Source organism: Noviherbaspirillum sp. FW303-A3 (genome assembly GCF_058788695.1).
The window spans coordinates 1,071,541-1,088,756 of record NZ_JBYTAZ010000001.1; the positions used below are offsets into that span (position 1 = coordinate 1,071,541).

Annotated in this window: 20 protein-coding genes, 1 tRNA gene and 1 riboswitch; of the genes, 16 read left to right on the forward strand and 5 right to left on the reverse strand. The window is 61.1% G+C overall.

Going from position 1 to position 17,216, the window contains the following annotated elements; translation table 11 throughout:
• Nucleotides 1-2: 2 nt before the first annotated feature.
• The 4 genes from AC3WOY_RS05235 to glyA all read right to left on the reverse strand — a co-directional run bounded on the left by AC3WOY_RS05235 (nt 3) and on the right by glyA (nt 3,459).
• Entirely contained in the window at nt 3-944 is a 942-nt protein-coding gene (locus AC3WOY_RS05235) for a PilW family protein (protein ID WP_492421454.1), read from the reverse strand.
• 15 nt (nt 945-959) lie between these two features.
• Nucleotides 960-1,529 (reverse strand): type IV pilus modification protein PilV, encoded by a 570-nt coding sequence (gene pilV / locus AC3WOY_RS05240; protein ID WP_492421456.1) that lies wholly within the window; start codon nt 1,527-1,529, stop codon nt 960-962.
• A gap of 73 nt (nt 1,530-1,602) precedes the next feature.
• On the reverse strand, nt 1,603-2,073 hold the full coding sequence (nrdR, locus tag AC3WOY_RS05245) for a transcriptional regulator NrdR (RefSeq protein WP_492421458.1): 471 nt from the start codon (nt 2,071-2,073) through the stop codon (nt 1,603-1,605).
• 141 nt (nt 2,074-2,214) lie between these two features.
• Nucleotides 2,215-3,459 carry a serine hydroxymethyltransferase gene (gene glyA / locus AC3WOY_RS05250; protein ID WP_492421460.1) on the reverse strand — a complete coding sequence of 415 codons (1,245 nt, stop codon included), beginning with the start codon at nt 3,457-3,459 and terminating at the stop codon, nt 2,215-2,217.
• 89 nt (nt 3,460-3,548) lie between these two features.
• Nucleotides 3,549-3,653: riboswitch (ZMP/ZTP riboswitch) on the reverse strand.
• A gap of 150 nt (nt 3,654-3,803) precedes the next feature.
• Between glyA and AC3WOY_RS05255 the strand changes: the two genes are divergently transcribed.
• From AC3WOY_RS05255 to AC3WOY_RS05295, 9 genes are all read left to right on the forward strand, one after another.
• Nucleotides 3,804-4,550: an SDR family NAD(P)-dependent oxidoreductase gene (locus AC3WOY_RS05255; protein ID WP_492421462.1), complete on the forward strand. Its 747-nt coding sequence runs from the start codon at nt 3,804-3,806 to the stop codon at nt 4,548-4,550.
• A 46-nt stretch (nt 4,551-4,596) separates the two neighbouring features.
• Nucleotides 4,597-5,016, forward strand: a complete 420-nt coding sequence (ybgC, locus tag AC3WOY_RS05260) for a tol-pal system-associated acyl-CoA thioesterase (protein ID WP_492421464.1) — start codon at nt 4,597-4,599, stop codon at nt 5,014-5,016.
• 79 nt (nt 5,017-5,095) lie between these two features.
• Entirely contained in the window at nt 5,096-5,797 is a 702-nt protein-coding gene (gene tolQ, locus AC3WOY_RS05265; RefSeq protein WP_492421466.1) for a protein TolQ, read from the forward strand.
• Nucleotides 5,797-6,234 carry an ExbD/TolR family protein gene (locus AC3WOY_RS05270; protein WP_492421468.1) on the forward strand — a complete coding sequence of 146 codons (438 nt, stop codon included), beginning with the start codon at nt 5,797-5,799 and terminating at the stop codon, nt 6,232-6,234. The genes tolQ and AC3WOY_RS05270 overlap by 1 nt, the downstream gene beginning before the upstream one ends.
• The gene (gene tolA / locus AC3WOY_RS05275) at nt 6,231-7,097 is read left to right on the forward strand and encodes a cell envelope integrity protein TolA (RefSeq protein ID WP_492421470.1); all 867 of its coding nucleotides are present in this window, start codon (nt 6,231-6,233) and stop codon (nt 7,095-7,097) included. Before AC3WOY_RS05270 ends, tolA begins: the two co-directional genes overlap by 4 nt.
• Before the next feature lie 6 nt (nt 7,098-7,103).
• Nucleotides 7,104-8,375, forward strand: coding sequence for a Tol-Pal system beta propeller repeat protein TolB (tolB, locus tag AC3WOY_RS05280; protein WP_492421472.1), 1,272 nt, complete (start codon nt 7,104-7,106; stop codon nt 8,373-8,375).
• Nucleotides 8,376-8,412: 37 nt separating this feature from the next.
• Complete coding sequence (gene pal, locus AC3WOY_RS05285; protein ID WP_492421474.1) at nt 8,413-8,937, forward strand: peptidoglycan-associated lipoprotein Pal; 525 nt, start codon at nt 8,413-8,415, stop codon at nt 8,935-8,937.
• 113 nt (nt 8,938-9,050) lie between these two features.
• Nucleotides 9,051-9,800, forward strand: coding sequence for a tol-pal system protein YbgF (ybgF, locus tag AC3WOY_RS05290; RefSeq protein ID WP_492421476.1), 750 nt, complete (start codon nt 9,051-9,053; stop codon nt 9,798-9,800).
• 112 nt (nt 9,801-9,912) lie between these two features.
• Nucleotides 9,913-9,988: transfer RNA gene (locus AC3WOY_RS05295), tRNA-Lys, on the forward strand.
• Between the two features lie 100 nt (nt 9,989-10,088).
• On the opposite strand, the gene AC3WOY_RS05300 is transcribed toward AC3WOY_RS05295, so the two are convergent.
• Nucleotides 10,089-10,673 (reverse strand): HupE/UreJ family protein, encoded by a 585-nt coding sequence (locus AC3WOY_RS05300; protein ID WP_492421478.1) that lies wholly within the window; start codon nt 10,671-10,673, stop codon nt 10,089-10,091.
• Between the two features lie 306 nt (nt 10,674-10,979).
• Here AC3WOY_RS05300 and AC3WOY_RS05305 point away from each other — a divergent pair, with 306 nt between their 5' ends.
• Genes AC3WOY_RS05305 through hypB form a run of 7 tightly spaced genes read left to right on the forward strand, consistent with a single transcriptional unit; the run spans nt 10,980 to nt 17,211 of the window.
• Nucleotides 10,980-12,782, forward strand: coding sequence for an NAD(P)H-dependent oxidoreductase subunit E (locus AC3WOY_RS05305; RefSeq protein WP_492421480.1), 1,803 nt, complete (start codon nt 10,980-10,982; stop codon nt 12,780-12,782).
• Nucleotides 12,775-13,488, forward strand: a complete 714-nt coding sequence (locus AC3WOY_RS05310; protein ID WP_492421482.1) for a 2Fe-2S iron-sulfur cluster-binding protein — start codon at nt 12,775-12,777, stop codon at nt 13,486-13,488. Before AC3WOY_RS05305 ends, AC3WOY_RS05310 begins: the two co-directional genes overlap by 8 nt.
• 1 nt (nt 13,489) lies before the next feature.
• Nucleotides 13,490-14,041 (forward strand): NADH-quinone oxidoreductase subunit B family protein, encoded by a 552-nt coding sequence (locus tag AC3WOY_RS05315; protein ID WP_492421484.1) that lies wholly within the window; start codon nt 13,490-13,492, stop codon nt 14,039-14,041.
• A 10-nt stretch (nt 14,042-14,051) separates the two neighbouring features.
• The gene (locus tag AC3WOY_RS05320) at nt 14,052-15,512 is read left to right on the forward strand and encodes a Ni/Fe hydrogenase subunit alpha (protein WP_492421486.1); all 1,461 of its coding nucleotides are present in this window, start codon (nt 14,052-14,054) and stop codon (nt 15,510-15,512) included.
• A gap of 1 nt (nt 15,513) precedes the next feature.
• The gene (locus tag AC3WOY_RS05325) at nt 15,514-15,993 is read left to right on the forward strand and encodes a hydrogenase maturation protease (protein WP_492421488.1); all 480 of its coding nucleotides are present in this window, start codon (nt 15,514-15,516) and stop codon (nt 15,991-15,993) included.
• Nucleotides 15,986-16,327: a hydrogenase maturation nickel metallochaperone HypA gene (gene hypA / locus AC3WOY_RS05330; protein WP_492421490.1), complete on the forward strand. Its 342-nt coding sequence runs from the start codon at nt 15,986-15,988 to the stop codon at nt 16,325-16,327. The genes AC3WOY_RS05325 and hypA overlap by 8 nt, the downstream gene beginning before the upstream one ends.
• 14 nt (nt 16,328-16,341) lie before the next feature.
• Nucleotides 16,342-17,211, forward strand: coding sequence for a hydrogenase nickel incorporation protein HypB (hypB, locus tag AC3WOY_RS05335; RefSeq protein ID WP_492421492.1), 870 nt, complete (start codon nt 16,342-16,344; stop codon nt 17,209-17,211).
• The last annotated feature ends 5 nt before the right edge of the window (nt 17,212-17,216 follow it).

Consider the following 17,216-nt stretch of genomic DNA (forward strand, 5'->3'; position numbering starts at 1 on the left):
GCTCATCCTCCAGGCGGTCGATTGCGCAGCCAGACGGTTGTCGCGAACACCTTGCGTGCGCGATTCCGGACCGCCTTGGGCAATTCCGAAACCTGTATCCGCACTCCCCTGTCACGCGCCGCATGGGCAGAAGAATAAGGCTCGCCGAAGAGGTCATAATCCCTGGATGCCCGCTCCATCGTGACGGCATTGGCGCCGCGAACGAGAACCGCCACCTTCACCTCGACCACCTTCTTCCATGGGCCGTACTTGTCCGCGGGATCCTTGGCCATCGCGTCAACCGCCGACGCGTTCACCACCGAGTTCGGGTAGCCGTCGCCATCCGTGTCCAGCCCGTACAACACCTGGAATGATTCGACCCCACGGGCAATGGCCTGCGCCGCCCAGCCCTCTTCGCCGGGATACTTGCAGTACAGCTCCGGTTCGCCGCTGACGTCTTCGGCGACATAGAAGATGCTCCACCCGCGCTCACGCCTTGCCGATGCGTCACCCGTTCCAATACCGAAGCCGGCGCAATTCAGTACCGAGCCGTCGCCATTGCTCCCGTCTCCGGAACCGCCAATTCGGACAGCAAGGACATCGCTTCCATTGATCGAACGGGCAACCGGTGAAGAAATGTCCTCGGAGCGGCTCTTCAGGCTGCGGGCATCCATCCCAATGACAGCCGGCCCGTCGTCCGCCAAGAGAGAACTGAAATCGGTGCCATCCCAGTGGAAGTAGGACGCCTGGCGGACGGTGCGGGACAGGATGTCGATTGCGTGGCGCCCTGTATCAAGGATCTGGGCGCTCTCGGTTTGCGCGACGTAGCCGGACTTCGCGGAAACCAGCACGACGGTGGCGACTGCGACGACAAACAGTCCGATGGCCATCGAGACCATCAATTCGACGAGTGTCACGCCGCATTCGCGCGCATGTCCGGCGGGACGAGCAGTGACTTTCCGCATGCGGTCCGCCCTCCGTTAAATCGAGGAAACCGGGATGACCACGCTTGGCGGAAAACTGCTGCCATCGGTCGAATAGCTTCCGCCGGGATTCTTCAGCTTCCAGCCTACCTTGACCACGAATGGGGCTTCGGCGGAATCGGTGCTGCAGTCCCACTTGTATGCATGCGCTTCTTCATTCCAGGGATTGCCGTCCCGGCAGACACGCAGGCGTGCCGTGGGAAAATTTGCCGCGAGATGCGCTTTCCATTCATTGATTTCGAAAGCCGCGAAATCGCTCGCCCCGCACATGGAAAAATGACAGGAACTTCCGGACGCCGGCGGTGCTCCGGGTATCGATGTGTAGTCCATGTCGAACAGGGGTTCGACAACACCTGCATACCGTTCATCCGACATCATGGCGCCGACGGTATCGGCAATTTCACCAGCAAGCAGCAAGGCCATCGTCTGGTAGGACGATTGTTGCGTGGTCCGTGTGGAGGCTAGTTGAAGGCCGAGCGTGCCCACGACGCCTGAAGACAGGAGAAGTATGGAGACCAGGACTTCCGTCATGGAAAAGCCGATCTGGCGCGTCAACGTCACTTTCATTCTGTCACCCCACATTAATTGTCATTTATGCAACATTTTTGGCGTGCAAAATCTCCGGCGCGGGAAAACAGGCTTACTTGACTGGAGTTTTGCGCTCGCGGCCGACTTCGGCGATCGCGTCCTGGAATTCCGCTACATCTTCAAAGCTCTTGTAGACGGAGGCAAAGCGAATGTATGCAATCTTGTCGAGGCGCTTGAGCTCGCGCATGACGAGTTCGCCGATATGGCCAGATATCACTTCCCTCGCGCCTGACGAAAGCAGTTTTTCTTCAATGCGATGGATGGCGGCGTCGACGGCTTCGGCGGATACGGGGCGCTTGCGGAGCGCGAGCATGAGGCTGGCACGTAGCTTGGAGGGGTCGAAATCGGCACGGCTGCCGTTTTTCTTGACGATGACGGGCATCGACAATTCGATGCGTTCATAGGTGGTGAAACGCTTGTCGCAATGCGCGCAGCGCCGACGGCGGCGAATGGTGTCCCCTTCCTCGGACACGCGTGTGTCGATGACCTGGGTGTCTTCGTGGTGACAGAAGGGACATTTCATGGCGCTGCCGCAGCCCTATCTTGAGTGCGCCCGGTTCAAGGCACGCACGGCATTATCAATAAAGCAATTTTGTTATCTTTTTGCAAATTCCGCCATCCCATGCTCATGGGATGGCGATCAGTGTAACGTTATTTGCAGGCTTTACGCGTAGACCGGGAAGGCGTCGGTCAGCTTCTTCACTTCCGCCTTCACGCGCTCGATGGTAGCGGCATCGTGCGGATTGTCGAGCACGTCGGCGATCAGGTTGCCGACCTTGACCGCTTCCGCTTCCTTGAAGCCGCGAGTCGTCATCGCCGGACTGCCGAGGCGGATGCCGGAGGTGACGAACGGCTTTTCCGGATCGTTCGGAATGGCGTTCTTGTTGCAGGTCATGTGTGCGGAACCGAGGATGGCTTCAGCCTCCTTGCCGGTAATCTTCTTGGCGCGCAGGTCGACCAGCATCACGTGCGATTCGGTACGGCCGGAAACGATGCGCAGGCCACGGGAAATCAGGGTCTTTGCCAGCGCGTCGGCGTTCTTCACGACTTGCTGCTGGTAAGCCTTGAATTCCGGCGACAGCGCTTCCTTGAAAGCGACAGCCTTGCCGGCGATGACGTGCATCAGCGGACCGCCCTGGATGCCGGGGAAGATCGCGGAGTTGATCGCCTTCTCATGTTCGGCCTTCATCAGGATCACGCCGCCGCGCGGGCCGCGCAGGGACTTGTGCGTGGTCGAGGTGACGAAGTCGGCATACGGTACCGGGTTCGGGTAGACGCCCGCGGCGATCAGGCCGGCATAGTGGGCCATGTCGACCATGAAGTAGGCGCCGACGTCCTTGGCGACCTTGGCGAAGCGCTCGAAGTCGATGCGCAGCGCGTAGGCGGATGCGCCGGCGATGATCAGCTTCGGCTTCTTCTCGTGCGCGAGGCGTTCCATCGCGTCGTAGTCGATCTCTTCCTTCTCGTTCAGGCCGTAGGAAACGACGTTGAACCACTTGCCGGACATGTTGAGCGCCATGCCGTGGGTCAGGTGGCCGCCTTCGGCGAGCGACATGCCCATGATGGTGTCACCCGGCTTGAGCATGGCGAAGAACACGCCCTGGTTGGCTTGCGAACCGGAGTTCGGCTGCACATTGGCGGCTTCCGCGCCGTAGAGTTCCTTCAGGCGGCTGATGGCCAGGGACTCGGCGATGTCGACGTACTCGCAGCCGCCGTAGTAGCGCTTGCCCGGATAGCCTTCGGCATACTTGTTGGTGAGCTGGGAACCCTGCGCTTCCATCACGGCTGGCGAGGTGTAGTTTTCGGAAGCGATCAGCTCGATATGATCTTGCTGGCGCTTGTTTTCCTGCTGGATGGCGGACCAAAGTTCGGGATCGACTTTGGCAATGGTGTGGTCTTTTGCGAACATGAAAAACTCCAATCGATTGCAAATCGGGTTTGCCTGAATCGAATGAGGGCCAAGGGAAGAAGACAGGCAGCCTCAGTCGTGCATTCCATTTGGGCTGCCCAGGCGAACGGCTATGGATGTCTCACGTTCCCCGGTGGATTCCCACCTTTTCGCCGGAGTGCTGCTCCGGCTTCTCGCCAGTTACGTGAGACGAAATGGAGCTAGATTGTAAGATAGCCACCATTTTTCGGCAAGGATGGCCGGCCCCATCCTGAATTTGCTGCCGGAGAGCATGCCGCCGGATGAAGGTGCGCCCTTTCGGCTACAATTTTGGCAACCGTCCGCCCGCACGAAAGGAAAACAACATGATCGTCCTGATTACAGGTGCAACCTCCGGTTTTGGCGCCGAAATGGCCCGCAGATTTGCCCAGGCAGGCCACAAGGTGATTGCCACCGGACGCCGCAAGGAACGCCTGGATGACCTCGCCGCCGAACTCGGCACATCGCTCCTGCCGATTGCCATGGACGTGAGCGACAAGGCATCGATCAACGCCGCGCTTGCGGCACTCCCCGTGGAATGGAAGGAGGTTGACGTTCTCGTCAACAATGCCGGCCTCGCGCTCGGCATCGAGCCGGCGCACAAGGCTTCGCTCGATGAATGGGAAACCATGATCGATACCAACTGCAAGGGCCTGGTCACCATGACGCACGCGATCCTGCCCGGCATGGTGGCGCGCGGGCGCGGAACCGTCATCAACATCGGCTCGGTGGCAGGCACCTATCCCTACCCGGGCGGCAACGTGTATGGCGCAACCAAGGCCTTCGTCGACCAGTTCACGATGAACCTGCGCGCCGACCTCGTCGGCACCGGCGTGCGCGCGACCAACATTGCGCCCGGCCTGTGCGGAGGCACGGAGTTTTCGAACGTGCGCCTGAAGGACGACGCCGCTGCAGCCAAGGTCTATGAGGGCACGGTGCCGCTGACCGCGAAAGACATCGCCGAGACGGCGTTCTGGATCGCGACCCTGCCGCCGCACGTGAATATCAATTACATCGAGATGATGCCCACCTGCCAGGGCTTCTCTCCCTTCAATATCAAGCGAAACACCTGATGAACGAATCCTGCGTAACACGTCGCGGAGAACGGATCCGGCGACGATGACTTCCGATTTCACCTGGAATATCCGGGTCTACTACGAAGACACCGACGCCGGCGGCGTTGTCTTTTATGCAAATTACCTGAAATTCTTCGAGCGGGCGCGGACCGAATGGCTTCGCGCAGCCGGCATCGGCCAGCAACTCCTGACAGTGTCACATCATGTAATGTTCGTGGTCAAAAGCACGGCGGTCGATTATCATGCCCCCGCGAAATTAGATGATGAACTGAAACTCTCCGTCGTTGTCGAACGGCTCGGACGTGCCTCCGTGCAATTCATACAAGAAGCCTGGCGCATCGAGGGAGAGGATCGCCAGCTGCTCGCCAGCGGACGCATCAAGGTCGGTTGCGTGGATACGCGCACATTCCGGCCAAGCCCCATCCCGGAAGAAGTACTGGACCGGATAAAGAATACTGGATGAATTTCCCCGCCTCGCGACGACTGCGCCCATGCAGCAGGTCGTGCCGCGGGACCCATTTGCAAACATTTAACAGATACACATGACTGTCACTCAAGACCTGTCTTTCATTTCCCTGATCAGCAATGCCTCCCTGCTGGTGCAGCTCGTCATGGCCCTGCTGCTGCTCGTGTCGATCATGAGCTGGACGTACATCTTCCGGAAGATGTTCGCCATCCGCAGCGCCCAGACGCAAACCGAGGATTTCGAGCGCGCCTTCTGGTCCGGCGGCAACCTGAACGCGCTGTATGAAGAGGCAACGTCGAACCGCCGCCGCAGTGGCGGCAAGAGCGGCGCGCTGGAACGCATCTTCGAATCGGGCATGGGCGAATTCATCAAGGGCAAGGCAACGTTCGCCGGCAAGGGAACGGTCGATCCGGGCAGCATGATCGACGGCGCGCGCCGTGCAATGCGTGCGGCCTATCAGCGCGAAATGGATGCGCTGGAGTCGCACCTCGCCTTCCTCGCTTCGGTCGGTTCGGTATCGCCTTACGTCGGCCTGTTCGGCACGGTGTGGGGCATCATGAACGCATTCCGTGGCTTGGCCAATGTGCAGCAGGCAACGCTGGCGTCAGTGGCGCCCGGCATCGCGGAAGCGCTGATCGCCACTGCGATCGGTCTGTTCGCCGCGATCCCGGCGGTCGTCGCCTACAACCGCTACTCGCACGACATCGATCGCCTGGCGATCCGTTTCGAGAGCTTCATCGAAGAGTTCTCGAACATCCTCCAGCGACAGGTACGCTGATGGCCAACAGCTCCATGCGAGGCGGACGCAGCCGCAAGTTCAAGTCGGAAATCAATGTCGTTCCATACATCGACGTGATGCTGGTGCTGCTCGTGATTTTCATGGTCGCGGCGCCGCTCACCAATCCCGGCGTCATCAACCTGCCGACGGCGGCGAAATCCGCGCTGCCGCCGACCGAGTACATCCAGATTTCGCTGAAGCCTGACACCACCGCGACCATCGGCCTCAATGGCGGCAAGGGCGCCAGCGCCCAGCCCGAGAAGGTCGGCGGCCGCAGCGCGCTCGTACAGAAACTGAAGACCATGCACACAGCCAATCCCGAACTGCCGGTGATGATTTCGGCGGACAAGGACATCAAGTACGACGAAGTGATCCAGGTGATTTCGGAAGCCAAGAAAATCGGCATTACCCGCGTGGGGCTGGCGACGAAGCAATGACAGAAGCAACCCCGTACATCGTCCCGAAGGAACCCGGCGGCGGACGTGCGCTCACTTTTGCGGCGCTGGTCCATGCCGCGCTATTCCTGTTCCTCTGGATCGGTGTCGCCTGGCAGAACGAGACGCCGGTGACGATCGAAGCCGAGGTCTGGGATCCGGTACCGCGCGAAGCGGCGCCGTTGCCGGAGCCGCCGAAGGAGAAGGAACCCGAACCGGATCCCAAGCCGGTGATCAAGGAGCCGCCGAAGCCTAAGGTCGAGGAGCCGCCGGTCGTCAAGCCTGACATCGCGCTGGAGAAGGAAAAGAAGCGCAAGGAAGAAGAAAAGAAGAAACGCCTGGAAGAAGAAGCCCGGGAGAAGAAGCGCCTCGAGGAAGAAAAGGAAAAGCTGGCCAAGCTGGAGGAAGCCAAGCGCCAGGAAAAGGCAAAGGCGGACAAGGCGAAGAAGGAAGCCGAAGACAAGAAGCGCAAGGAAGAAGCCGATCAAAAGCTGCTGGCGAAAATGCGCGAGGATGAGCTGAAGCGCATGACCGGCGCCGTAGGCACTGGCGGCACGGGCGAAGCACCGAAGTCGCAAGGCGGCCGCGCCGACGGCGATTACGTGCAACGCATCGCGGCGAAGATCCGCTCGAACATCGCGTTCATCGTGCCTGAAGGCCTGCCGGGCAACCCGCCGGTAGAATATGAGGTTCGTCTGTTGCCGGACGGCTCGGTAGCGGGCATACGCAAGCTGAAGGGTTCGGGTGTACCCGGCTTTGACGAAGCAGTGTCCCGCGCGATCGAGCGTTCGCAGCCCTATCCTCGGGACAAGTCCGGCTCTGTCCCCGCTACTTTTATTGGCATCCATAAACCGAAAGACCAGTAAGCAACCATGATGAAAAATCTTTTCTTGCGCGGGTTCGCCGTCTTCGCCTTCTGCCTCTCCGGCTTGGCGCAGGCGCAGCTGCGGGTGGAAACCTCCGGCGTCGGCGCGACCCAGATCCCGATCGCCATTGCCGGCTTTGCCGACGAGACCATGGCGCCGCACCAGGTCACGGCGATCATCAAGGCCGACCTTGCGCGCAGCGGCTATTTCAAGATCCTCGACACGGGCAACACGATGTCGGAAACCACTCCGGTCAACTATGGCGAGTGGAAGGCCCAGGGCGCGGATGCACTGGTGGTCGGCAGCGTGCACCGCCTGGCGGATGGCCGTTACGACGTGCGCTATCGCCTGCTGGATACAGTGAAGTCGGCGAACCTGTCCGGTTTTGGCCAGGTAGCAGGACCGGACCGGCTCCGCGTGGCTGCACACAAGATCGCCGACGACATCTATGAAAAGCTGATTGGCGTGCGCGGCGCTTTTGCGACGCGGATCGCCTATGTGACCAAGTCCGGCAACGAATACCGCCTTGAAGTAGCCGATTCCGACGGCGAAGGCACGCAGGTCGCCCTGCGCTCGAACGAGCCGATCATCTCGCCCGCATGGTCGCCGGACGGCACCAAGGTCGCCTATGTGTCGTTCGAAGCCAAGAAGCCGGTGGTCTACGTACAGGACCTGACCAGCCGCCAGCGCACCATCATCGCCAACCACCGCGGCAGCAATTCCGCGCCCTCGTGGTCGCCGGATGGCAGCAGGTTGGCGCTGGCCCTGTCGCGCAACGGCTTTACGCAAGTCTATATCGTCAATGCCGACGGCAGCGGCCTGCGCCAGCTGACCAACACCAACGGTATCGAGACCGAACCACAGTTTTCCGCCGACGGCCAGTTCGTCTATTTCACCAGCGACCGCAGCGGCGGACCGCAGATCTACCGCATGAGCGTCAATGGCGGCGATGCGCAGCGCATCACCTTCTCGGGAAGCTACAACATCAGCCCGCGCGTCTCCCCCGACGGCAAGAGCCTGGCCTACATCTCGCGTCGCGAAGGGCGTTTCCAGCTGTACATCCTCGACCTGCAAAGCGGCCAGGAACTGCGCATTTCCGACACGGCGAAGGACGAGTCGCCGAGCTTCTCGCCGAATGGCAAGTACGTCATGTACGCCACCGAAGCAGGCCGTCGCGGCGCGCTGGCCGTCGTGTCGGTGGATGGCCGCGTCAAACACCGCCTGACAACCCAGACAGGCGACATCCGGGAGCCCACATGGGGCCCGTTCATGAAATAATATGGGTTTTGGAAATTTTTACTTGGGAGAACCACTAATGCGTAACACCACCACTCTTGCCCTCATGCTCGCGGGCGTTTTTGCACTCACCGCCTGCGGCTCTTCGGTCAAGCTGGATGACAATGTCAAGGTAGAAGAGCGCAGCGCCACCCCGACCGGCACCGCCGATGCACGTACCATTGCTCCGATCACCACCGGTTCCACCGACCCGCTGAACGATCCGAAGGGTATCCTGGCCAAGCGCAGCGTCTACTTCGATTACGACAGCTTCATCGTCAAGGACGAGTTCAAGCCGGTGGTCGAAGCCCACGCCAAGTACCTGGTTGCAAACAAGGGCCGCAAGGTCATCATCCAGGGCAACACCGACGAACGCGGCGGCCGCGAGTACAACCTGGCACTGGGCCAGAAGCGCGCTGAAGCCGTCCGCAAGTCGCTGAACCTGCTCGGCGTCTCCGACGCGCAAGTGGAAGCCGTGTCGTTCGGCGAAGAGAAGCCGAAGGCACAAGGCAGCGACGAAGCTGCATGGGCAGAAAACCGCCGCGCCGACATCGCTTATCAGTAATACTGCAGTGATGGGTGGCGGTCTCCAAAACTCATCCCCCGCCCCCTTCCCTGCTCTGCGGGAAGGGGATCCCGACAAGGGCACAACCGGTTACGAGGCGTTCAAGAGCGATCATGAACAAGACCATCAAATCATCACTTGCAGCGGCCTTCGTGGCCGCGTTTTCTTTGCTGCCCCTGCAATCGCAGGCGGCGCTGTTCGAGGACGAGGAGGCGCGCAAGGCCATTCTCGACATCCGCGCCCGGCTCAACAACATGCAGTCGGAAATCAACGCGAAGGCGGACAAGAGCAACAGCCTCGACTTGAACAACCAGAATGAACAATTGCGCCAGGAAATCGCCCGCCTGCGCGGCCAGATCGAGATCCTGACCAATGAGCTGGCGAACACGCAGAAGCGCCAGAAGGATTTCTACGTCGATCTCGACAACCGCGTGCGCAAGCTCGAGCCGCAGAAGGTCACGATCGACGGCAAGGAAGTCATGATGGAACAGGGCGAACAGAAGGCGTACGATGCCGCCCTCGCCTACTTCAAGGCCGGCGATTACCGCAATGCCGGCGCGTCTTTCTACGACTTCACACGCCGTTACCCCGAATCCGGCCTTGCCCCTTCGGCGCAATACTGGCTCGGCAACACTTACTACGCCCAGCGCGACTACAAGAACGCGATCACGGCGCAGCAGGTGGTGGTGAAGAACTATCCGGACAATCCCAAGGCGCCAGACGCGCTGCTCAATATCGCGAGCTGCTACATGGAGCTCAAGGACAAGGCCGCGGCAAAGAAAACCCTGGAAACCCTGATCGCCCAGTATCCGGATGCGCCGGCAGCGCAGACGGCGAAGGAGCGTCTGGCTGTATTGAAGTAAGTTTTGCCCCGGCGGCAAATTCCCCGCCGGACGCATTATTCTTGCTCCTGAAAAAAATTAACATGAGTGATTTGACAGGTAGCATGAAACTTCCATATAATTTCGTTCTTTCGGGTCGTTAGCTCAGTTGGTAGAGCAGCGGACTTTTAATCCGTTGGTCGCAGGTTCGAGTCCCGCACGGCCTACCAGAAAAACAAAACGGCTCCCAGCGATGGGAGCCGTTTTCATTTGTAGCGCCCAACAAAAAGCCGCTCGACCGAGCAGCTTTTTCTGACGCTGTGCGTCTGCTCAGGCAAAGGCGAGCAGCCAGGCTCCTATCGCGGCAACGGCAGCGCCGACAAGACGCGCGGCGCGATTCGACAGCGTTGCCCTTCCAGCCAGCACACCCGCCACATGCAATGCCAGGGTAGCGAACATCAGGCCTGCCGCATACATACCGACCGACGTACCTGCCTGCATCTCGATGCCGTGCGCGAGACCGTGCAGCAGTGCGAATCCACCGATCAGCGTCGCAGCCGTTCCAACCGGCAAGCGCACCGTGAAGGCGATCAGCAGTCCGAGCGCAAGGACCGAACCGGCAATGCCGCTCTCAACAATGGGAATATGAATACCGCTTATTCCCAAAATCAGGCCTGTCATCAGCATCATCGAAAACACCAGCGGCAGTATCCACATCGCCCGGCGCTGGTTCTGCGTCGCCCACCAGCCAACCGCCACCATTGCCAGCAAGTGATCCAAGCCTGAAAGCGGATGCGTGAAACCGGCAGCAAATCCGGTTGCGTGAAGGATTCCCTCGTTGTGCGCGAAGGCCGGCACAGCGGCCATAAGCGCCGCCGGTACGGCTACGCCAGCCATTTTCAGCGGCAGTGTCATGTGTTCTCCCTGTGACTTCATGTTTAAGCGGACGCGCATTCTAGGCATCCACGTCGTGCACGCGATAGCGCGCAGATCAAGGAATTTGCAGAATTCGTACCGACGTCCTGGCGAACCGGCACGAGACTTGCGTCATGCACAATTCAGGCGCATGGACAACATGCCAAAGGGGTACCGAGCAATGACGGACAGGCAAGAACCTGTCGCAGGACAAGACCTTTCGCTTTATTTGATCCGCTTGATTGACATCCCGCCTCATACACAAGATTCTTCCGCCCTGTCGTTTTTCCAAGGACCCGCACAGACATGACCGCCCCGCGCACAGACGCCGACCACTGTGTCCGCGCCATCGTCGACCGCTACGGCGCCGACGCCACCTACATGCTGCAGATCCTGCGCGAAGTGCAGGAGCAGCGCGGATGGATTTCGCCTGACATCATCGACAGCCTGGAAGCCGCACTGAAGGTGCCGCGCACCAAGATCGAAGCCGTCGCAGGGTTTTACTCCTTCCTCTATACCGAACCGGTCGGCAAGTATCGCGTCCTCTTCAGCGACAACATCACCGACCGCATGCTCGACAACATGGCCCTGCTTGATCGCATGACGGCCCATTTCGGCATCAAGCGCGGCGAGGTTTCACCGGATGGCCTGGTCAGCATCGATACCACCTCGTGCACCGGCATGTGCGACCAGGGACCTGCCATGCTGGTCAACACGCGCGCCATTACCCGCCTCACGGCGGAGCGCATCGACCAGATCTGCGAACTGATCCGCAAGGAAGTGCCCGTCGACCATTGGCCGTCCGGCTTCTTCCAGGTCACGGACAATATCCGCCGTGCCGACGTCCTGCTGAAGGATGGCTTCAAGCCCGGCGAAGCGATCGCGGCTGCGCTGGCGCTTGGCAGCGACGGCATGCTGGAACAGATCAAGGCGTCGAACCTGCGCGGCCGCGGCGGCGCGGGCTTCCATACCGGGCTGAAGTGGGAACTGTGCCGCAAGGCCCCCGGGACCGATCACTATGTCGTCTGCAATGCGGACGAAGGCGAGCCTGGCACGTTCAAGGACCGGGTGCTGCTCACCTCATGCGCCGACCAGGTGTTTGAAGGCATGACCATCTGCGCGTCCGTCATCAATGCGCGCCGCGGCTTCCTCTACCTGCGCGGCGAATACCGCTACCTGCTGGAGCCGCTGAATGCGGTGCTCGCACGCCGCCGTACGCAAGGCCTGCTCGGCAAATCCATCCAGGGCAAGCAGGGATTCGATTTCGATATCGAGATCCACCTCGGTGCGGGCGCCTATGTCTGCGGCGAGGAATCGGCACTCATCGAATCGCTCGAAGGCAAGCGCGGCACGCCCCGCAACCGCCCGCCCTTCCCCGTCACCAGCGGCTATCTCAACCAGCCGACCGTCGTGAACAACGTCGAAACGCTGCTCAAGACTTGCATGATCGCGCGCAAGGGCGGAGAGTGGTACGCGAAACTGGGCACGCCGAAATCGACCGGAACCAAGCTCCTGAGCATTTCCGGCGACTGCGACCGGCCGGGCATCTACGAATACCCGTTCGGCGTCACCGTTGCGCAGGTTCTTGCCGACTGCGGCGCACACAACGTGCAGGCCGTGCAGATCAGCGGCGCCGCCGGTGTCTGCATTGCGCCCGACGAGTTCGGGCGCGCGATCGCCTTCGAAGATATTCCGACCGCCGGTTCCTTCATGGTGTTCAACAACAGCCGCGACATGTTCGAGGTGGCGCGCAACTTCACGCACTTCTTTGCGCATGAAAGCTGCGGCTTCTGCACGCCCTGCCGGGTCGGCACCTCGCTGCTCGTCAACATGATGGACAAGCTGGAAGCAGGCAAGGGCTCGCCCGCCGATTTCACGGAAATCAAGGAACTGAACAAGCACCTCTTCAAGCTCAGCCACTGCGGCCTCGGCCACTCGGCATGCAATCCGGTACTGGAAACCATTGTCAAGTTCAGGCCGGCCTATGAACGCCGCCTGCTGCACAAGAACTTCGTGCCCGCATTCGACCTCGACGGCTCCCTCGCGACGGCACGCCGCCTGACGCAGCGCGACGACGCCGCAGCCCATCTCGGTGAAGAACATGAGTGAACATACATTTACCCTTGACGGGAAGACCATCCCGTTCACGCCTGGACAGACCATCATCCAGGCGGCAATGGACGCCGGCCATTACCTGCCCTACCTGTGCTATCACCCCGACCTGAAGCCGCATGGCTCCTGCAAGGTATGCACGGTCAAGGTCGGTGAACGCTTCATCGCATCCTGCACCACGCTTGCACAGGATGGCCTCGTCGTGGAAAGCGACACGGCGGTGCTGCACGAAGAGCGTCTGTCGCTGATCCAGATGCTGTTCGTCGAAGGCAACCACTTCTGCCCGTCCTGCGAGAAGAGCGGCAACTGCCAGCTGCAGGCCACGGCCTACGACATGAAGATGATGACGCCGCACTACCCGCAGTTCTTCCCGAACCGCCCGGTCGATGCGTCGCATCCCGATTTCCTGCTCGATACCAACCGCTGCATCCTGTGTTCACTGTGTGTACGCGCGAGCCGGGATGTGGATGGCAAGAACGTGTTTGGCTTGACCGGACGCGGCATCCATACCCGCTTGATCGTCAACTCCGCTTCAGGCAAGCTGGGCGACACGAATTTCTCTGCTGACGACAAGGCCGCGAAAGTCTGCCCGGTCGGCGCCATCCTGCCCAAGCGCAAGGGTTTCGCCGTGCCGATCGGCGAACGGACCTACGATGAAAAGCCGATCAGCATGTTCACCGCCATTGAACGAAAGGAAAAGTGACGTGACAGCCTCCGCCTCATCCAAGGTTCGCGTCGCGACCACTTCGCTGGCCGGCTGCTTCGGCTGCCACATGTCCTTCCTGGATATCGACGAACGCCTGCTGCAGCTGATCGACCTGGTCGACTTCGACCGTTCGCCGCTGACCGACATCAAGCATTGCGGGCCGTGCGACATCGGCATCATCGAAGGCGGACTCTGCAATGCGGAGAACGTGCACGTGCTGCGCGAGTTCCGGGCCAACTGCAAGACCCTCATTGCCATCGGCGCCTGCGCGATCAACGGTGGACTGCCGGCACAACGCAATGCGCTTCCGCTCGAAGACGTGATGAACAAGGTATATGTCGACCGCCGCGGCATGAGCAACTCCGGCATTCCCAACGATCCGGAACTGCCGCTGCTGCTCGACAAGGTGTATCCACTGCATGAAGTCGTGCATGTGGATTACTCCATCCCCGGCTGCCCGCCGTCCGGCGATACGATCTGGAAGGTGCTGACCGACCTGCTGGCCGGACGCGAGCCCAACCTCGATTACCCGCTGATCCATTTCGATTGAGAACACCCCTATGATTTCCAGCCTCGAAACAGCGGCCCAACCGGAAAACCTGCGCCGCGTCGCCATCGAACCCGTGTCCCGCGTGGAAGGACACGGCAAGGTCACCATCCTGCTCGACGACAAGAACCAGGTGCAGCAGGTGCGCCTGCACATCGTCGAATTCCGCGGCTTTGAAAAATTCATCGAAGGCCGTCCCTACTGGGAAGTGCCGGTGATGGTGCAGCGCCTGTGCGGTATCTGCCCGGTCAGCCACAACCTGGCGGCATCGAAGGCGCTCGACCTGATCGTCGGCGCGAAGCAGATCACGCCGACCGCCGAGAAGCTGCGCCGGCTGATGCACTACGGCCAGATGCTGCAGTCGCATGCCCTGCACCTGTACCACCTGTGCTCGCCGGACCTGCTGTTCGGCTTCGACAGCGAAGTCGCATTGCGCAATATCGTCGGCGTCGCCCGCCAGTATCCGGATGCAGCCAAACGCGGTGTGCTGCTGCGCAAGTACGGTCAGGAAGTCATCCGCATCACCTCGGGCAAGCGCGTGCATGGCACCGGCTCGATACCGGGCGGGATGAACAAGTCGCTCAGCGTCGAAGAACGCGACCTGCTCCGCAAGGATATCGGCGAGATCGTGAACTGGGGCGTTGCATCGGTGCAGATGGTGAAGGATTTGCATCGCCAGAACCCGGCGCTGTACGACAGCTTCGGCGGCTTCCGCGCCGGCATGCTGTCGCTCGTCGGCGACAATGGCGCGCTCGACCTGTATGACGGCACACTGCGCGTGCGCGACGACAAGGGTGCGATCCTGTTCGACGGCGTCGACTACCAGCAGTACGAGTCGCTGATCCAGGAAGAGGTCAAGCCGTGGAGCTACATGAAGTTCCCGTACCTGAAATCCATCGGACCGGAGGACGGCTGGTACCGCGTCGGTCCGCTGTCGCGCATCCAGAACTGCGATTTCATCCCGACGCCGCTGGCCGAGCAGGAACGCAAGGAATTCGTCGCCTACTCGGAAGGGCCGATGCATGCGCCGCTCGGTTACCACTGGGCGCGCATGATCGAGTTGCTGCATTCGGCCGAAGTCATCCGCGACCTTCTGGACGACCCGGATTTGCTCGGCACGGACCTGGTTGCCAAGGGCCAGCGCGCGCATCAGGGCGTGGGTGTGATCGAAGCGCCGCGCGGCACGCTGATCCATCACTATGAGGTCGATGACAACGATCTGGTGACGATGTGCAACCTGATCGTATCGACGACCCACAACAACCAGGCGATGAACGAAGCAATCCGTACCGTTGCCCGCCAGTACCTTGATGGCAACGAGATCACCGAAGGCTTGCTGAACCATGTGGAAGTCGCCATTCGCGCCTTCGATCCCTGCCTGTCCTGCGCCACGCACGCGCTGGGGAAGATGCCCCTGACTGCCGAGCTGGTGGACGCGGAAGGCAAGCTGATACACAGCCTCACCCGGGACTGACATGACCGCACCTACCCTCATCATCGGATACGGCAACCCCAGCCGCGGCGACGATGCGCTGGGGCCGGCTGCCATCGAGGCGATCGACAGGATCGCCGCCGCGCATCCCGAATGGGGCGAGGTCGAGACGGTGACGGATTTCCAGCTCCAGATCGAGTTCGTGACGGACCTGGCCGGGCGCGAACGCATCGTCTTCATCGATGCATCGGTCAGCGGCGCGGAGCCGTTTTCCTTCGGGCCGCTGGAGGCGAAGCAGGACGCATCGATTTCCTCGCACGCGCTCTCGCCGGCGGCCTTGCTTGCGGTCTACCGCAGCTTCCATGGAGAAGATGCGCCGCGCTCCTTCCTTCTCGGGGTCAGGGGATACGATTTCGACCTGGGCGTGCCCTTGTCGCCGCAGGCGGAGAAAAACCTCGCCGCGGCCGTATCGAAGATAGAAGAATGGCTTTCCGCCGATTGCACTGCCGGCTGCCATGCATGAACTGTCGCTCGCCGAAAGCGTGATCCAGATCATCGAGGAGGCCGCCGTCGCGCAGCAGTTCACGAAGGTGCGTGCTGTATGGATTGAAATCGGGAGCATGGCCGGGGTGGAACAGGACGCGATGCGTTTCTGCTTCGATGCCGTGACGCGCGATACGCTGGCAGAAGGCGCACGCCTGGAAATGATCGAGGTGCCAGGCGCCGGCACCTGCCGGGATTGCGGGAGTGTGCATCCGGTCAGCAATCTGCTTGATAGTTGCCCGCGATGCGGCAGCGTCGCCGTGCAGGTCGAGGGCGGAACGGGTCTGCGCGTCAAGGAACTGGATGTTGTTTAGGCAGGAGAAAGACTGTGTGTACGACTTGCGGCTGCGCAACGGGTGAGTTGCGGATTGAAGGCGAGGATAGCGGCGATCTGACACGGCTCAAGCCGTTCGGCGCATTGCATCCTGCCTCCCTCGGATACCATTTCCGCAAATCCGCGGCGCCTGCACAAGGCGTGAAAGAGGAACGCGACTTGCACTTCGGCCTCGGGCCGGCTCATGCACATGCGCCCGGCCTGTCGCAAGGCCGCATGGTGCAGATCGAACAGGACATCCTCTCCAAGAACGACCAGTATGCAGCGGAGAATCGCCGGCAGCTTGCGGAGCGGCGCATCCTCGCGCTCAACCTCCTGTCCAGTCCCGGTTCGGGAAAGACGACGCTCCTGACGGAAACCATTCTCGCGTTGCGCGGCCGGCACCGGATTGCCGTGATCGAGGGCGACCAGCAAACGACCAACGATGCCGACCGTATCCGCTCCACCGGCGCGCAGGCGATCCAGATCAACACCGGCAAGGGCTGCCACCTCGACGCCTCCATGGTGCGAGCCGCCCTTGCCCGCCTTGCGCCGCAGGACGGCAGCATCGTCATGATCGAGAACGTCGGCAATCTTGTTTGCCCCGCGGGATTCGACCTCGGCGAAGCGCACAAGGTGGTCGTGCTGTCCGTCACCGAAGGCGAAGACAAGCCGCTCAAGTATCCGGACATGTTCCGCGCCGCCAGCCTGATGCTGCTGAACAAGGTGGACCTGCTGCCCTACCTGCGCTTCGATGTCGCGCAGTGCATCGCCAATGCACGCCGGGTCAATCCGCAGATACAGGTATTGCAGGTGTCGGCCATGTCCGGGCAAGGCATGCCGGCCTGGTACGAATGGATTGATGCCGCCTCTGCGCGCGCCTGACCGCC

Bases quoted from the DNA above. Each gene is read 5' to 3' on its own strand.
- ybgC (WP_492421464.1), top strand. From the start codon at position 4,597: ATGACTTCCGATTTCACCTGGAATATCCGGGTCTACTACGAAGACACC.
- AC3WOY_RS05270 (WP_492421468.1), top strand. From the start codon at position 5,797: ATGGCCAACAGCTCCATGCGAGGCGGACGCAGCCGCAAGTTCAAGTCG.
- AC3WOY_RS05320 (WP_492421486.1), top strand. From the start codon at position 14,052: ATGATTTCCAGCCTCGAAACAGCGGCCCAACCGGAAAACCTGCGCCGC.
- glyA (WP_492421460.1), bottom strand. From the start codon at position 3,459: ATGTTCGCAAAAGACCACACCATTGCCAAAGTCGATCCCGAACTTTGG.
- tolA (WP_492421470.1), top strand. From the start codon at position 6,231: ATGACAGAAGCAACCCCGTACATCGTCCCGAAGGAACCCGGCGGCGGA.
- AC3WOY_RS05310 (WP_492421482.1), top strand. From the start codon at position 12,775: ATGAGTGAACATACATTTACCCTTGACGGGAAGACCATCCCGTTCACG.
- AC3WOY_RS05305 (WP_492421480.1), top strand. From the start codon at position 10,980: ATGACCGCCCCGCGCACAGACGCCGACCACTGTGTCCGCGCCATCGTC.
- pal (WP_492421474.1), top strand. From the start codon at position 8,413: ATGCGTAACACCACCACTCTTGCCCTCATGCTCGCGGGCGTTTTTGCA.
- AC3WOY_RS05255 (WP_492421462.1), top strand. From the start codon at position 3,804: ATGATCGTCCTGATTACAGGTGCAACCTCCGGTTTTGGCGCCGAAATG.
- nrdR (WP_492421458.1), bottom strand. From the start codon at position 2,073: ATGAAATGTCCCTTCTGTCACCACGAAGACACCCAGGTCATCGACACA.
- pilV (WP_492421456.1), bottom strand. From the start codon at position 1,529: ATGAAAGTGACGTTGACGCGCCAGATCGGCTTTTCCATGACGGAAGTC.
- AC3WOY_RS05325 (WP_492421488.1), top strand. From the start codon at position 15,514: ATGACCGCACCTACCCTCATCATCGGATACGGCAACCCCAGCCGCGGC.
- tolQ (WP_492421466.1), top strand. From the start codon at position 5,096: ATGACTGTCACTCAAGACCTGTCTTTCATTTCCCTGATCAGCAATGCC.
- AC3WOY_RS05300 (WP_492421478.1), bottom strand. From the start codon at position 10,673: ATGACACTGCCGCTGAAAATGGCTGGCGTAGCCGTACCGGCGGCGCTT.
- ybgF (WP_492421476.1), top strand. From the start codon at position 9,051: ATGAACAAGACCATCAAATCATCACTTGCAGCGGCCTTCGTGGCCGCG.
- tolB (WP_492421472.1), top strand. From the start codon at position 7,104: ATGATGAAAAATCTTTTCTTGCGCGGGTTCGCCGTCTTCGCCTTCTGC.
- hypA (WP_492421490.1), top strand. From the start codon at position 15,986: ATGCATGAACTGTCGCTCGCCGAAAGCGTGATCCAGATCATCGAGGAG.
- AC3WOY_RS05235 (WP_492421454.1), bottom strand. From the start codon at position 944: ATGCGGAAAGTCACTGCTCGTCCCGCCGGACATGCGCGCGAATGCGGC.